The 16019-nt window shown below is 30.0% G+C and carries 13 protein-coding genes, 1 riboswitch and 1 other annotated feature (1 of these 15 cut by a window edge); all 13 genes read right to left on the bottom strand.

Annotation, left to right across the window (positions count from 1 at the left end; translation table 11 throughout):
- Positions 1 to 20: 20 nt before the first annotated feature.
- The 13 genes from ACJDTP_RS08940 to ACJDTP_RS08880 all read right to left on the bottom strand — a co-directional run bounded on the left by ACJDTP_RS08940 (position 21) and on the right by ACJDTP_RS08880 (position 15873).
- The gene (locus tag ACJDTP_RS08940) at positions 21 to 194 is read right to left on the bottom strand and encodes a hypothetical protein (protein WP_011967989.1); all 174 of its coding nucleotides are present in this window, start codon (positions 192 to 194) and stop codon (positions 21 to 23) included.
- Between the two features lie 221 nt (positions 195 to 415).
- Positions 416 to 1366: a ribonuclease H1 domain-containing protein gene (locus ACJDTP_RS08935; RefSeq protein ID WP_406760956.1), complete on the bottom strand. Its 951-nt coding sequence runs from the start codon at positions 1364 to 1366 to the stop codon at positions 416 to 418.
- A gap of 103 nt (positions 1367 to 1469) precedes the next feature.
- On the bottom strand, positions 1470 to 2432 hold the full coding sequence (locus ACJDTP_RS08930) for a YkvA family protein (protein ID WP_406760955.1): 963 nt from the start codon (positions 2430 to 2432) through the stop codon (positions 1470 to 1472).
- Between the two features lie 314 nt (positions 2433 to 2746).
- The gene (locus ACJDTP_RS08925; RefSeq protein WP_041894123.1) at positions 2747 to 3577 is read right to left on the bottom strand and encodes a MetQ/NlpA family ABC transporter substrate-binding protein; all 831 of its coding nucleotides are present in this window, start codon (positions 3575 to 3577) and stop codon (positions 2747 to 2749) included.
- 11 nt (positions 3578 to 3588) lie between these two features.
- Positions 3589 to 4227: a methionine ABC transporter permease gene (locus ACJDTP_RS08920; protein WP_017212473.1), complete on the bottom strand. Its 639-nt coding sequence runs from the start codon at positions 4225 to 4227 to the stop codon at positions 3589 to 3591.
- Entirely contained in the window at positions 4227 to 5192 is a 966-nt protein-coding gene (locus ACJDTP_RS08915; RefSeq protein WP_077855532.1) for a methionine ABC transporter ATP-binding protein, read from the bottom strand. The genes ACJDTP_RS08920 and ACJDTP_RS08915 overlap by 1 nt, the downstream gene beginning before the upstream one ends.
- Before the next feature lie 143 nt (positions 5193 to 5335).
- Positions 5336 to 5454: riboswitch (SAM riboswitch) on the bottom strand.
- A 431-nt stretch (positions 5455 to 5885) separates the two neighbouring features.
- The gene (locus ACJDTP_RS08910; RefSeq protein ID WP_077855533.1) at positions 5886 to 9143 is read right to left on the bottom strand and encodes a bifunctional metallophosphatase/5'-nucleotidase; all 3258 of its coding nucleotides are present in this window, start codon (positions 9141 to 9143) and stop codon (positions 5886 to 5888) included.
- A gap of 218 nt (positions 9144 to 9361) precedes the next feature.
- Positions 9362 to 9832: an SsrA-binding protein SmpB gene (smpB, locus tag ACJDTP_RS08905; protein ID WP_011967982.1), complete on the bottom strand. Its 471-nt coding sequence runs from the start codon at positions 9830 to 9832 to the stop codon at positions 9362 to 9364.
- A gap of 148 nt (positions 9833 to 9980) precedes the next feature.
- Entirely contained in the window at positions 9981 to 12188 is a 2208-nt protein-coding gene (gene rnr, locus ACJDTP_RS08900; RefSeq protein WP_406760954.1) for a ribonuclease R, read from the bottom strand.
- Positions 12189 to 12800: 612 nt separating this feature from the next.
- Positions 12801 to 13715 (bottom strand): PLP-dependent cysteine synthase family protein, encoded by a 915-nt coding sequence (locus ACJDTP_RS08895; RefSeq protein WP_406760953.1) that lies wholly within the window; start codon positions 13713 to 13715, stop codon positions 12801 to 12803.
- Entirely contained in the window at positions 13712 to 14872 is a 1161-nt protein-coding gene (locus tag ACJDTP_RS08890; protein WP_406760952.1) for a trans-sulfuration enzyme family protein, read from the bottom strand. The genes ACJDTP_RS08895 and ACJDTP_RS08890 overlap by 4 nt, the downstream gene beginning before the upstream one ends.
- Positions 14873 to 15115: 243 nt before the next feature.
- Positions 15116 to 15391, bottom strand: coding sequence for a hypothetical protein (locus ACJDTP_RS08885; protein ID WP_406760951.1), 276 nt, complete (start codon positions 15389 to 15391; stop codon positions 15116 to 15118).
- Positions 15392 to 15720: 329 nt separating this feature from the next.
- Positions 15721 to 15873 carry a YezD family protein gene (locus ACJDTP_RS08880; protein ID WP_078115996.1) on the bottom strand — a complete coding sequence of 51 codons (153 nt, stop codon included), beginning with the start codon at positions 15871 to 15873 and terminating at the stop codon, positions 15721 to 15723.
- Positions 15874 to 15996: 123 nt separating this feature from the next.
- Positions 15997 to 16019: a binding site (T-box leader), on the bottom strand (it continues 216 nt past the right edge of the window).

The raw sequence follows: 16019 nt of genomic DNA, 5'->3' as shown, positions 1-16019 counted from the left end.
TATACTTTCTTTTTGTAATTCTATCTCATCCAATCATAAACTTCATGACCTACTGATTCAGCCATATTCCTCATTCTTCTGCCTGCTCTTCTCATTGTTTTTTGACTCCTTCTATCCATACGTGGCATTAGAGACATTTCGACAGCAACTCCAATTAAAAATCCAGTCATCATTCCCTTAGAAAATCTTTCCATAATAAACACCTCTTTAACATCAATTTATTTTCTATAAATATATTGTGTATTAATCAAAAAGTTATCCAAGTTAATTTATTCCATGATTATATACAGTTTTAAAAATATTCTAAAAAGTAACTATGAATATTACAATCAGCTTTCTATATTCCAGTCCTAATTAAGCACTTTTCTTATTTGCATTTTAAATGCAAATCTATTATTCCAACATATATACTGGTTTAATTATTATCAACGTACTCTTTAAGAAGATAAAAAATTAATTTTTCTTTTTCTTTGCTTAATAGCTTAGAAATTATCTTTTTGCCTTCAATAGCGTTATTTCTATATAAACCAATAATTTGTTCAAATCTAATTTCATTGTCATCTTTCTTATCTACATTCAATATATTTTCCATTTGTAAATTTTCATCTTCGCCAATTAAAATTATATTATTTGAATGACTTGGAGCTATGCTTAAGATTTCTTCTTTCACCTTAGTACCAGAAACTCTTATAACATTTTTATTTAACCATTTTTCAACGGTTCTATCAGAAGCTATCCCTAAGCACTCTTTACATTTCTCATCAACAAGCTCATTAAATAAATCTCCAGTATGACTATCAACTTTTACAAATATAATTTCCATTCCAGAATTTATTAACTCTTGCATCTTTTTATAATATTGCATAGATGATTCTTCTTTTCGTTCCCATGCTCCAGTTGCATGATGAGCTATCCCCTCGTAATCATGAAATAGAACTACTTTTTTTTGTCCATGTTCTAAAGCATATTCAACAGCTCTAACAGCTCCCTTAAGTTCGCCTGCTATTTGTCTTATATTTTTAGAAGAGCTATCTTTTTCAGCTCCGCTTTCTATATATTCTACAACATCATTATTAACACAAACTACTCCATAAGAATATCTTCCGTCAGAAGAATTATAGCTTCCATCAACATATGCATGAAGGCAATCTTTTGGATAATTTTCATCACTCTTTTTTAGCATTCTATTTCCTTCGTTTAGATATGATTTTGCCTCTTCGATATCTTCAAAACTCTTATACTTAGCTCCTTTTACCCCTTTTACATATGCTAAACACTCATTCCAAGTATTAACTATTACATTTTCAACCTTTTTGTTGTTTTTAATATCAAAACCATACTGTATTGCATAAACTTTTTTCGCCATATAATATTCCTTTCTCTGAATGTCTAACTTATTTATTATATTTTTCATAGAGAATTTATAAACTTAATAATCTATATGTTATTAAATTTATAAATAATATTTTCTATAGTGATGATAATTCTTCTACAGCACTATATAATTTTTCAATATTTGCGGCATTTGTAAAGTTAGTTAGATATTCTATTCCTTTTTTTAATATTAAAAGTATATCATTTTTACCTTCCCAATTCTCTACTATTATAGATAATGGTATATCTTTAAGAATCTTATTTAAAACAAAAAATATAACTCCAATATCATCAATCACACCTATAAATGGTATACTATTAGGTATTATGTTAACTGGTACAGTTACATATGCTATTCCTGCCGACATTATAAGCTTAGTCTTTATAGATACTCTTTTATCCTTAAGTAATCTATATATTAAAGAAGCTATATCTGGCAATACAAATATATACTCTTTATAATTTCTCACATTTTCAGATAATTTATTTGTAATTCTATTTCTTCCAACAGAATAGCAATCTTTAGTTTTATCTATATTATCCAATGATGCTACATCAATCTCTTCTTCTTCACTTGTTTCTTCAACATCATTTTCCTTTATTAATTCGCCTAGTATTGATACCTCAACATTAGAAATTTCAGCCCATACCTCTGATTTTTTCATAAAGACTTCACTAATATTTAGATTTATGTATGGTACATCTTGAAGTATTGTATTTATATCAATTATTACTTTATCTCTATCGCTATCTATTCCATACTTTTTAAAAGCTTTTGCTAATTGCTTTAGCACAAAACTTCTTAATATTCTAAAGAAACCAACATTTAATACTTTAACTTTAACTATCTTTACAATAATTTTGTTATGAACACACCCAACTAATTGAACCTTTATATTAAAGTCTATATTTATTCCCTTTTTCAAAGTTCCTTCTAATATTATCCCATCATTAATAGTTACTGTTCTTAAATCCAACCCATCAACCTTAACAAATTCATTGATTATACTTAATATATCATTACCAGTTAATTTAACTTTTACTTCTGATATGTTCATTTTTTATTCCCCTTTAGAGTAAATTCTTACTTTTATATAAATTAAATCAAATTATTTTCCTAAATATACTTAAAAGTATACATTATTCCAGAAAATTATTAAAGATATGTTATATATAGAATCTACAATTTTTCTTAATAACAAAAGCCCCCATTTAACTTTTTGATAAAAAAAAGAAGGCATGCCTTAATGTCATTTTGTTGCCTAAATGACATTTGGCATAACCTCTCTTCTTGTAATACAGTATATTTAATGTTTCAAATACTATTTATTACTGAATTTCTTTTCTTAACCTATATGTTCAAAATGAACTATTAAAATACTGGAATTACTGAACCATTATATTCTTTTTCTATAAATTCTTTAACTTCTGGTGATGTCATAGCTTTTACTAAAGCCTTAATCTTTTCTTGATTTTCGTTACCTTGTTTTACAACAACTATGTTTGCATAAGGTTTAGCAGCTTCTGAAGCCTTATCTTCAATAATAATTGCATCTTTTGCTGGATTAAACTTAGCTTCTATAGCATAGTTTCCATTGATTACTGCAGCATCAACATCATCTATTGCTCTTGGAACTGCTGCTGCTTCTAATTCATTAAACTTTAAGTTCTTAGGATTTTCAGTAATATCTTTTGATGTAACTAATTCTCCATCTTTAATTTTTATTAAGCCTTTTCCTGCTAATAATTTTAACGCTCTAGCTTCATTTGATGGATCATTAGGAACGGCAATTGTAGCTCCATCTTTAAGTTCATCTAAACTTTTTACCTTCTTAGAATATAATCCCATTGGTTCTAAATGTACTGCACCAACTGAAACTAGGTGATATCCCTTAGATGAATTTTGTTCGTTCAAGTATGGAGTATGTTGGAAGAAGTTTGCATCTAATGACCCTTCTTCTACAGCAGTGTTAGGTTGATTGTAATCATTAAATTCTGTTATTTCTACTGTATATCCTTCTTTTTCAAGTAATGGTTTAGCTATATTCACTATTTCTTCATGTGGCTTTGGTGTTACCCCAATCTTTATTACCTTGTCATTCTTAGAATCTTTGCTTCCTGAAGTAGCTGTGCCCCCGCAACCTACTAATCCTAGTGTCACTACTCCTGCTAAAACTACTGATAAAATTGATTTCTTTTTCATATTTATTCCCCCTATTTTGATAATTTATTGTAAAAATAATTGCCTATAAGCTGTAGTCCTTGTACTACTATGATTAACACAATACATGTTACTACCATATAATCAGTTTGGAATCTTTGATATCCATAGCTTATAGCTACTTGACCAAGTCCTCCACCCCCAATAGTTCCTGCCATTGCAGAATATCCAACAATACTTATTATTGTAAGAGTAATTCCTGATGCTATTGAAGGAATTGCTTCTTTAAGCATTACCTTAAAGATAATTTGAGTGTTTGATGCTCCAAAAGATCTTGCCGCCTCTATTATTCCTTTATCGACTTCTCTAAGTGATGATTCTATAATTCTTGCTACAAATGGTGCTGCTGCAATTGTAAGTGGAACAATAGCTGCTTCTGTACCTATAGATTTACCAGCAATAAATCTAGTTAATGGTATTATTGCTACCATTAATATGATAACTGGAAAACTTCTTAATATATTAATTATTAAATCTAAAACTGTATAAACTATTTTATTTGGTTTTAATCCGTCTTTTGCAGTAACTGTTAATATTATTGCAGGTATGAATCCTAAAATAAGTGAACCTATAGTCGATGCAAAAACCATCTCTAGAGTTTCTATTAAAGCTTTTACTATTACCTGATTCATTATTCGATCACCTCCAATAAGATATCCTTATTTTCAAGGTACTTTATAACCTTGTCCTTATCCTCTTCGTTGATGTTTATTACAAGCCCACCTAATACTTCGCTCCTAAACTTTTCAAGTTTTCCCCAAACTATAGAAAAATCTATCTCTAATTCCCTTGCCATCTTTGTAATTAGTGCATTTTCAGAAGAATCACTTGGGAAGAATATCTTGATATTAACACCTTCTTCTGGTAATATTCCTTCATCTTCTTCTCCTAAGAATTTCTTTAATGATTTTCCTGGTTGTAAGAATAAATCTTCTGATCTTCCTTCTGCTTTTATTTTTCCACCATCTAGCAATGCAACTTTTTCACAAACTTCTTTTATTACTTCCATTTGATGAGTTACCATTACTATTGTAATCCCTAATTCTTTGTTTATTTTAGAAAGTAATGCTAAAATGTCTTTTGTAATTTTAGGATCTAATGCAGAAGTTGCTTCATCACAAAGTAGTATTTTAGGGTCTAACGCTAATGCCCTTGCTATTGCTACTCTTTGTTTTTGTCCACCACTAAGCTCTGACGGTTTGCTTAGCTTTTTGTCTGTTAATCCAACTAAATCTAATAATCTTAATACTTTGTCCTTAATTTCACTTTTGTTGCACCCCCACACTTCAAGAGGAAGAGCAACATTATCAAAAACATTTTTTCTTTGCATAAGATTGAAATTTTGAAAAATCATCCCCAAATCTTTTCTAAATTCCCTAAGACTTTTTCCTTCTAATGATGAAACCTCTTTCCCCATTACATTTATTGAACCTCCATCATAAGATTCAAGTCCATTAATGCATCTTAATAGTGTTGACTTTCCTGCTCCGCTGTGTCCTATTATTCCATAAATTTCGCCCTCTTTAATGCTTATTGATACATCTTTTATAACTTGTGTTTCCCCAAAATTCTTTACCACATTTTTGATTTCTATCAAACACATTTCCTCCTTTGACTTTGTTTTGTTAGTTTCCGGATAACTAAGGTGATGTAATAATTAACTTAATTATTAACGTTCACCTCAAAACAAAAGCGCTAGAGAATAAATCTCTAGCGCATAAAACACCATACAAATTTATCCTCTCATCTATCAGCTAAAAGCTGCTGGAATTAGCACCATATAAATATCATTTAGTAAAAAATAATATTTCGGTTGCCGGGTTTCAAAGGGCCAGTCCCTCCACCGCTCTCGATAAGATATTCAGATTATTTAATTTAGCTTTGACCTAATTATATACAACTTTTTTTAATTTGTCAAAATCTATAGAATAACCTTTTGCTCTTTCAAATCCAAGTATTGTAATCGGATTGGTTTTATTATATATACTTTCTGCATATATTGCAAGATTTTTTTTATGAAATTAATTAATAAATTTAAGTTTATAGTATAAATATTAAATTATTTTATATTTATATTGTTAAATCTGTTGTATATGCTATATATTTCTATCAAATATTCAAAATCAATATCTAGGCTAATAAAAATATCAGTATAAGAAATAATAAATATTCTTCAATAAAATTTGAAACCATACACATGTAGATAAATCTATCTATGTGCATGGCTTCATTTTTACTAGAATCACTTATATATATATTTATTTATGCCTGAAAATAATTGCTTCAGATCTTACGCTGCCTTTTTCTGTTTATCTACATTCAGTATCTCCCAATTATTTGAGCAATCTGGAGATATCTCTCCATGTTTTTTAATGTAGCTAGTCATTAGACTTCTCACTTGACCATCATCACCAAGTGCTTTTCCTGAATCATAGACAATAATACTTGAATCAGTATTACTTAATCCAGCGGCCTTCATAAAACCTCCACCACCATTAAATCTATAATTGTTTATAGCAACTGTAAATTCATCTGAATCTTTTACTTCGACACCATTAACCTTTAAATTCTTTATTCTATTTCCTGATATTACTCTTCCTGTTTCCTTGTCGATAGTACATGCAGGTTGTGTTAAATCAATATCATATGTTGCACCATATAATTGATCCAAGTTATAATCTGGAATATTTAATATTGGATCTTTTATTACTGCTGCATTATCCCCTGTTGTTTGATCATAATATCTAACTGAATATTCCATCCAGTCTTTCAATTGCTTTCCTGTCATTTTTACTCCATACAAAAAGTTTTCAAATACATATACTGCCATCATATCTTTTATTGTAACATCGCCTTGAGGTATATATGCTCCAGAACTTAATGGTGCCGCAATTGATAATTGAGTCCCAGCACTTTCTTTTTGTACTTTATTAATGAGCTCCATAATTGCAGTAGGCTCTGTTAACTGTCCACTTCCTGTAAATTCTCCAGTTGAAGTTCCTATTTTTGTATCTACATATTTTAATGTTGTATCTTCATAAGGTTTAATTAAATCGACAATCTCCTGATCATCTACTATGCTATTATCAATAACAATGTTTTTTGTTGAAATTCCTATAAGCTTTGCATTTCCATCAAAGTTCATATCAACTTGTGCCAAACCTGTAGCTCCCTTAGTTGACTCAACTATTGGAACAACTTTACCTTCTGGATTCTTCTTAGTTAGATCATTTACTTTCAAATGTGTATGACCTGCTATAATTGCATCTATACCATCAACTTGTGTTGCTATTGCGTTAATTTCATTTTCTGGTATAACATCTGCATCAGTCTCTTGACCACTATGTGCTGAAATTATAACAACATCTGCGCCCTTGGCTTTTACTTCTTTAACCCACTTTTTAGATTCATCTACAAGGTCATTAAATACCAATCCATCGTAATGTTTTTTATCTTCCCAACTTGGTATGCATTTATTTTCTAAACCTATAACCGCTACTTTTACTTCTTTACCATTAACATAAAAACTTTTCATTATATATGGATCTACAAAATTTGTTGAATCGTTCTTATATATATTGGCTCCAAGTACTTCTATTCCTTCTGACTTATAGTCTTTAATTACTCTATTTAATACATCTAATCCATAATTGAATTCATGATTTCCTAGTGTCCACGAATCATACTTCATAGCTCCCATAACCTTTGCCATAGGGTGCTCTAAAGTAGTGTCTAAAATATCATAGTAATATGATAGTGGTGTTCCTTGAATTGTGTCTCCATTATCAATTAGCATCACATTATTATTATTTTCTCTTACACTTTTAACATATGATGAAACTTTAGCTAATCCCTGTGCTTTAGATGGTGCTTTTCCTGTTCCATAATCATAATTTAAAACTGTACCATGAACATCTGTTGTTGCTAATAAAGTTATTGAACTAGACATATTAACCATTCTTGGTATATCAGTATTAGGTATTGTATTTTTATCATTTTTATCTTTATTTTCTTTACACCAATCTATAAATGCATCTCTTACTAAAACATGAGTATCATTTTTAACATCTAATCCACCGTACTTTGTAAATGCAGTAAACGAATCTCCTCCTTGAGCCACAAAATCTGGAACTGCAACAGATAAACTTTCGTTATCACTAATAGGAGTTCCATCTTCTTTTGTGATAGATTTAACTCTTTGACCTGATGGAAGATTTGAATCATAGCCGAATTTAATTCCCGATACCTGTAACCCCTTACTGTTATCCGCAACAGCCTGCTCTAGAACTTCTTTTAATTGAGATTTTGTCATGCTTAATTTATAAATTGTGTTATCAAAAGGCATGAACTGCCACATAGTTCCGACTGTAATATTTCCTTGTGGAATATCTATTCTAAGACCTCCATTATTTTGAAATCCAACATCAGCTTTAATAGAATTTCTTGTAACGTCAGATGCCCAATTTCCTAAAACTGATGATCCATATGGAGAAGCATCTAATTTTCTTGTTAAATCCTTTTCTGTATTATACCCAATAACTTCACTCGTCATTGGCTCTATCTGTTTATTGGCATTATCTACAATTTTATCAACATCACTGTCTGTTTGTGGTGTTCCAGTTTTATATCCTTTGTCATTATCTAGCGCCACATAACTTGTTTCAAGATTTGGCTGATCAAATACGATTTTATTATCACTAGTCACCTTGAATTTAGCATCTATATATCCTTTACCGTTTGATCCCCCAATATATACTGGGATATTGGTATTCTTAGCAATTGCAGCAGTTTTAGTATGGCTATGTCCACCAAATACAGCATCTACATTCTGAAGGTTATTAGCTAAATCAAATACTGGCCCTGTTGCATTATCACCCTTATCACCTTCATGCACCAATACAATTACTACATCCGCCAATTTATCTTTCTTTATTTGTAGTGCAATAGGATTTATTTCACTTGCAAGGTCTGTAAATTTATAGTCACTCACAAATTTAGGTGATACACTCGTCTCTGTTTCTCTTGTTATTCCTCCTATAACGGCGATTTTTATGCCATCTTTAGTTATAATTTTATATGGATCAAATACACGCTTGCCAGTCTTCTTATCGTAAAGATTGCTGCAAACTATTGAATACGCTGCACCCTTCATTGTTGTATTTGTAGTTGTATCCAATCCCCAATCAAACTCATGATTTCCAAGAGTTGTTATCTCCATTCCAATCTTAGACATAGTCTCCTGAACAGGAACCCCTTTCATGATATTAGATGTTGCAGATCCTTGATACAAATCACCTCCACCTAAAATCAATGTCCTATCTTTATTAGACTCTTTCACTTTTTCTATTCTATCTGCTAAAACCCCTGCAACTTGATTTCCTGATGAATCATTAAGTGTTCCATGAAAATCAGTAATTTCGATAACGTCAAACATTTTTTCATTCTCAGTTGCATAAACTCTTATAGAAAACGAGCTAAATAAAGTAATTATGAAGAATAAGCTAGTAAAAATTGATATAACTTTTCTGAACTTTAGAAGTTTTTTCACAATTATTTCCCCCTTAATACTAATCTCATTTACATATTATTACTTACAAAAAATTATATGACACATATTTTTGTAATAGTATATTTATTGTAAATGTCACCCATTTATTATTCAGATTATTTCTATAATAATTTTATCTAAAAACCCCATATTATCTTGTATTTTAACCAAATAAAAAACTACCAAAAATACTTTTATACTTTCGGTAGCATGCTTAATTAATATTTATTCTTTTCCTTAATTGCTCTATCCATGTCCCTCTTATGAGCTTTTTCTAACATCGAGTCTCTCTTATCATAATTTTTCTTACCTTTACAAACTCCAAGCGCAACTTTAACTTTTCCGTCCTTCAAATACAATGATAGAGGTATTAAGGTATATCCATCTCTAGACACTAAACCATCAAGTCTTCTTATTTCATCTCTATGAAGAAGTAATTTTCTCTCTCTTAATGGATCTACATTAAATATATTTCCTTGTTCATAAGGAGATATGTGCATATTCTTTACAAATATTTCACCATTATATATATCTGCATAACAGTCTTTAAGATTCACTCTTCCATTTCTTATTGATTTAACCTCTGTCCCAACTAAAACCAATCCTGCTTCCATTGCCTCTTCTACAAAATAGTCATGCCTTGCTTTTCTATTTTCTGCTAATGAATTCTCATTTCTTTTTCTTGCCATCATAATCACCCGCTATGGTTATATTTCTACTAAAATTATATTATACCCATTTCTGTAAATCAACTTATTTTGAACATTGCTGATATGAACGCTCAAAATAAGTTTATACGCACAAATTTTTACTCTTTCAGAACATTAAAATCATATCTTATACTTCAACTAACTTTTTTTCTACTTCGCCAATTTTTCCTTCTGATTCAAAATCTTTATCTGTTTCTTCTCTCTTTGGCTCTTGTGTAATCTTAAAAAATATCTCTCTATTTGTTATATCTACATTAACGCATTCTACTTTTACTTTATCTCCAAGTTTATATAATTTTTTAGTTCTTTCACCAATCAAGCTTAAATTTGCTTCATTGAATATATAATAATCATCATCTAGATCTGTTATATGAACTAAACCTTCAATGGTGTTTGGTAACTCAACGAATATTCCAAAAGATGTAACTGAAGATATAATTCCTTCGAATTCTTGACCAATTCTCTCTTGCATATACTCAGCTTTTTTAAGATCATCAACTTCTCTTTCTGCATCTTGAGCTTTTCTTTCCATTTCTGATGATTGTTTAGCTGCATAACCTACTATATTTTTTAATTTATTTATTCTAGTTCCATCTACTTCTCCATGCAAATATTCTTTTATGATTCTATGAATTTGTAAATCAGGATATCTTCTTATTGGTGAAGTGAAGTGGCAGTAGTACTTAGCTGCAAGCCCAAAATGTCCGCTACATTCTGGTGCATATCTTGCCTGCATCATAGATCTTAATAACAGTGTACTTACAACTGTTTCCTCATTTTTTCCCTTAACCTTTTCTAGAATATCTTGAAAACTTTTTGGTCTTATTTCTTCTGTCCATTGGATAGCATATCCCAAGTTATAAACAAATTCTTTGAATTTAGCTAATTTTTCTTCATCTGGACTCTCATGTATTCTATATACAAAAGGTAAATGAGTGCCAAACATATGCTCTGCAACCGTCTCATTTGCTGCTAACATAAATTCTTCTATCATCCTGTTTGATATTTCACGATCATATGGTTTAATCTCAATTGGTTTTCCTAACTCGTTAAGTGTTATCTTAGCTTCTGCTATTTCAAAATCAATAGCTCCTCTTTTGGTTCTCTTATTTCTTAATATACCACATAACTCTTCCATCATTTTAAAGTCATCAACAAGATAGTCATATCTTTTTATAAGTTCCTCATCATTATCTCTTAATATCTTTGTGACATCTTTATATGTCATTCTCTCATTAGTTTTTATTACAGATTCTACAATTTCATGGTCTACAACTTTTCCTTTATGATCTATCTCCATGAAGCAAGTTAATGTTAATCTATCTACTCTAGGGTTTAATGAACATATTCCATTAGATAATTTTCTAGGTAACATCGGAACAACTCTATCTATTAAATAAACTGATGTTGCTCTTTTTAATGCTTCCTTATCTAATGGACTATTTTCTTTTACATAGTGTGTTACATCGGCAATATGAACTCCTAGTTTAAAGTTGCCATTACTTAATTTTTCGATAGATACAGCATCATCTAAATCCTTAGCATCTTCACCATCTATTGTGACCATTCTCAAATCTCTTAAATCTCTTCTGCCTTTATATTCTTCTTCATCAATTTCATCAGAAATACCTTCAGCATACTTTTGAACTTTTTCACTAAATTCTTCTGGAAGTCCAAGTTTTTTAATTATCATTAGAATGTCTATTCCTCTGTCACCTTTTCTTCCTAAAACCTCTGTTACAACTCCTTCAGCTTTTCTATTTTCCTCAGGCCATTTTGTTATCTTAACTGTAACAACATCTCCATCATTGGCACCATTCCTATCCTTCTTTGAGATGAATACATCTTTAGATATCCTTGGATCCTCAGAAACTACAAAACCAAAATTTTTAGAATCTTCATATACACCTACTATTCTAGTAGTGTTTCTTTCAATAATTTCTACTACTTCTCCTTCTCTTTTCTTGGTCTTTGTATCTTCTCTTGTTACTCTAACAGATATTTTATCACCATTCATAGCTCCATTTATACAATTGCTTGGTATAAATACGTCTTTTTGTCCCTCTTCTTCTGGAATTAAAAATCCAAAACCTTTTGAATGTGATTGAAGCGATCCTATAATAAGACCTTCTTCTTCATGATTCGCATTAGCTATCATATACTTGTCTTTTTTAGTTCTTATAATAAGTCCTTCATTTTCCATAGTTCTTAAAGTCTTTTTAAACGCATTATATTCATTTTTCTTTATATCAAATACAGCAATTAATTCTTCAATGTCCATTGGCCTATATGCAGGTTCTTTCATAAAACTTGCTAATGTTTGTTTTATTCCCATAATTTCTTCCTCCATTATACTATTACTATATTTTATTCCTATATACCTATATACTACCACAATAACCTTGTACAATATAGATTTTATCTTATTTTAATATTAGTATTGACATATATATTCTAATTTATTTATATACTATAGTTTAGTTAATTAAAAAATATCAATATTTGAATTGTTTATATTATGTTGCAATGATAAATTTAATTTAAAATTCTGTTACTAAAAATACTCAAATAAAGTTATCAATTAAAAAAATCAATTAAAATATATACATTTAAGAATTATTTAACAAAAATAGATATCCTCTTTTATCAAAAGGATATCTGTAAATGACTAAAATATTTTAATTTTAAGGATCTATATGTTTCAAAAAATATTATTACAATATTATACTCCATATATTTTATGCCTGCCAAAAATTTATTTAACAAGCAATAAAACTGAGTTTCTCATGTAATAAATAATGCATAATCAAGAAACTCAGTCTCTAGTTTTCTAGTCAACTTCGTTAATAAAGGTATCATAATAAAATCCTATACTATAAAAAATTTGAAATCAAAATTTTGTCTTTATATATTTTATATTCTTAACTTTCTAATTTATTTATATCAACTAGTCATCAAACAATGTTGTACTTAGATACCTATCTCCCCTATCAGGGAAAACAACAACTATATTTCCACTATCAATCTCACCAGTAAGCTTTAATGCTGCTGAAAGTATTGCTCCAGATGATGATCCAACTATTAAACCTTCCTTTTTAGCCAATAACTTCACATTCTTAAAAGCCTCATCATCGCTAACTTTTATAACTTTATCAACTAAAGATATGTCCATTGTTTTGGGAACAAAATCATTTCCGATGCCTTCTATTTTGTAACTCTTATGCTCTCCACCGACCATTGTTGATCCTTCTGGATCTGCAAGCACTCCTTTAATGTTCTTATTCTTTTCCTTTAGATATTTTATGATACCAGTAAATGTGCCTCCACTTCCAGCACCTGCCACGAAATAATTTATATTACCTTCTAAAGCTTTATATATTTCAGGCCCTGTTGTTTTATAATGAGCCAAAGGATTATCTTCATTTTCAAATTGACCTAGACTAGTGCTATCAGGAATCTCTTTTAACAACTCGCTAGCTTTATTTATAGCTCCAAGCATCCCTTCTTCATCTGGAGTATTAATGATTTTAGCCCCCAAAGCTTTCATTAGCTTTTGCTTTTCTATTGAAAATTTAGTTGGTACTACAAATATTATATTATAGCCTTTATTTATTGCCGCTAGAGCTATACCAAGACCAGTATTCCCCGCCGTTGCATCAACTATGGTATATCCCCTCTTTAAACTTCCATTTCTCTCAGCCCCCTCAATCATTGATACTCCAATTCTATCTTTTACACTGCCACCAGGATTAAAACACTCAAGTTTAGCAAATATATTAATATTTTTTTTAACATTTATATGTGTGAGTTTTATCAGCGGAGTATTTCCAATAAGTTCTTTTACATCACTTACATAATTCATATTAAACGCTCCTTAAATGCATTATTTAAATCATCAATCAAATCATCAATATTTTCTATGCCTACTGACAACCTAACTAGATTATCGACAATTCCGACCTCCTGCCTTATTGTATACGGAATTGCTGCATGTGTCATGCTGGCTGGGTGACATATTAAAGATTCCACTCCACCTAGGCTTTCTCCTAAAGTTATAAGTTTTAAAGAACTTAGAAATTTTTTATAATCTATCTTTTCATTTATAACAAAAGACAATACTCCCCCAAAGCCAGATGCTTGTTTTTTGTGAATTTCATACCCCTTAGAATCTTTTAATCCGGGATAATATATTTTAGTTATATATTCACTTTGCGATAAAAATTGTGCTATTTTCTCTGCATTTTCATTGTGTCTATCTAATCTAACACCTAATGTTTTTATACCTTGAAGCAATATAAATGAATCAAATGCACCAAGTACTCCTCCAGTTGAATTCTGTATAAAATGCAACTTATCCCACAGTTCTTCACTATTCACAGCTATTAACCCAGCTACCACATTACTATGGCCTCCTAAATATTTAGTGGCACTATGAACAACAATATCCGCTCCAAATTCTAAAGGTCTTTGCAAATATGGTGACATAAATGTATTGTCTACAACAGTAAGTGCTCCATATTCCTTTGCAAGCTTGCTAACCTCTTCTATATCAGTTATATCCATTAGCGGATTTGTTGGAGTTTCAATAAAAACAGCCTTTATACTTGTGTTGTCCTTTCCATTTTCTAGAATTCTTTTTACATCATTTAATCTAGAAAAATCAACTATTTCATATTGAAGATTAAAATTCTTAAATACTTTATCAATTACTCTGAAGGTTCCTCCATAAAGATTACTTGGAATTATCACTTTGTCACCGCTGTGAAATAAAGATAACACCGCCGTAATAGCAGCCATCCCGCTGCTAAATGCAAGCCCCCCGCTTCCACTTTCCAATAAAGCAATAGTTTTCTCTAGTGCTTCTCTCGTGGGATTTCCAGTCCTTGAATATTCATATCCTTTATTTTTACCTAACTGTTCTTGCTTATATGTGGAAGTTTGATAGATTGGGACATTCACCGATCCTGTTGTCTCATCCCCATCAATTGCACCATGAACTAATAATGACTCTATTTTCATTTTTCTCTCCTCCTTAATGTTTCGCTAGTGCAAAGTTTTCTACACTATTCTTTATTTCTTATATATAAAGGTTTCTGCTATTTCTAAATATAAATTACTATATATTATTAATATAATTCTTATTTGTTTACTATGTTTTATGATAAATAAAATATTTATATTTTATTTCCCTTCACGATTATCATTATGAATCCTTAATAATTTTTTAATACTTGTTTCTATTTATATTGATTAACTAATTTCCTATCCATGAGAGAATGTTTCAAAAACTTCTTTGTCATATAACTGACCATGCATATCATGATTTTTACCTGGAATTACATATGCATCAGCTATAAAATGTTTGCAGTGTCTAAATACATCAAAATATTCACCTGCTTCTCCTCTAAATTTGTCAAGCATTATACATGATGGTGCTTCAAGATGAGAAAGCTCGTTTTGTGGTATTAATGGAATTATATTTAATATTGATGCTCCTTTTATTGTCATAGAAGATTCTTTTAAATTGATTGTTCCCATAATCTTGATACTCCTCCTTTAAATCGTTGTTTAAGTAAAATCTTTAAGCAATCGTACTGACTATTATTTTTGATTGTGCCTTAAATGCAAAATAAAAGAGGACATACTTCTATCTCTAGAAGTACATCCTCTGGTTTTCCAGTCAGATTCTTTGAATATTATCCTTTTCCATATACTCTTATTCATATAAGATTGCTATATTTTTATATAATATATTCCTTAAACTCAAATTTGTCAACATCTTTTTGACTTAATTATGCTTAAAGCTCTCATTAATCTTTACCCTCGTAATATATAATCATAATCCTCTAGATGCTAACGCTAAAATACTACCTCATTCTTATTTTTTCGTTCTTGTCCACCTGTATTACTACTCCATCCTGTATTATTAACGTTATTGATCCAAATCTTATTTTTTCAACCATCTTTAATATTTCCTCTAGTTTTTTATTTTCCACAATTTCTTTACTATTAATATCCATATAATCCCCTCCACAATTTGATATATACAAATTATCTATATATAATTATTTACAAATCATATATTTCCCCTAGAAATTTGTCATATAAATTTCTCCTAAAAAAATAAACTACCTCTGCAAAAAAACAGAGGCAGAAAATTTCCGCG

This window comes from Candidatus Clostridium helianthi (assembly GCF_045310795.1).
In the GTDB taxonomy this organism is placed as follows: Bacteria; Bacillota; Clostridia; order Clostridiales; family Clostridiaceae; genus Clostridium; species Clostridium helianthi.
Note: the sequence above shows the minus strand (reverse complement) of the source record. Positions and strands in the feature narration are given on the sequence as shown.

Coding starts and splice junctions, on each gene's coding strand:
- ACJDTP_RS08895 (WP_406760953.1), bottom strand. CDS start 13,715: ATGAATTATGTAAGTGATGTAAAAGAACTTATTGGAAATACTCCGCTG.
- ACJDTP_RS08880 (WP_078115996.1), bottom strand. CDS start 15,873: ATGGATATTAATAGTAAAGAAATTGTGGAAAATAAAAAACTAGAGGAA.
- ACJDTP_RS08885 (WP_406760951.1), bottom strand. CDS start 15,391: ATGGGAACAATCAATTTAAAAGAATCTTCTATGACAATAAAAGGAGCA.
- ACJDTP_RS08930 (WP_406760955.1), bottom strand. CDS start 2,432: ATGAACATATCAGAAGTAAAAGTTAAATTAACTGGTAATGATATATTA.
- ACJDTP_RS08940 (WP_011967989.1), bottom strand. CDS start 194: ATGGAAAGATTTTCTAAGGGAATGATGACTGGATTTTTAATTGGAGTT.
- ACJDTP_RS08925 (WP_041894123.1), bottom strand. CDS start 3,577: ATGAAAAAGAAATCAATTTTATCAGTAGTTTTAGCAGGAGTAGTGACA.
- ACJDTP_RS08935 (WP_406760956.1), bottom strand. CDS start 1,366: ATGGCGAAAAAAGTTTATGCAATACAGTATGGTTTTGATATTAAAAAC.
- ACJDTP_RS08890 (WP_406760952.1), bottom strand. CDS start 14,872: ATGAAAATAGAGTCATTATTAGTTCATGGTGCAATTGATGGGGATGAG.
- rnr (WP_406760954.1), bottom strand. CDS start 12,188: ATGGGAATAAAACAAACATTAGCAAGTTTTATGAAAGAACCTGCATAT.
- smpB (WP_011967982.1), bottom strand. CDS start 9,832: ATGGCAAGAAAAAGAAATGAGAATTCATTAGCAGAAAATAGAAAAGCA.
- ACJDTP_RS08920 (WP_017212473.1), bottom strand. CDS start 4,227: ATGAATCAGGTAATAGTAAAAGCTTTAATAGAAACTCTAGAGATGGTT.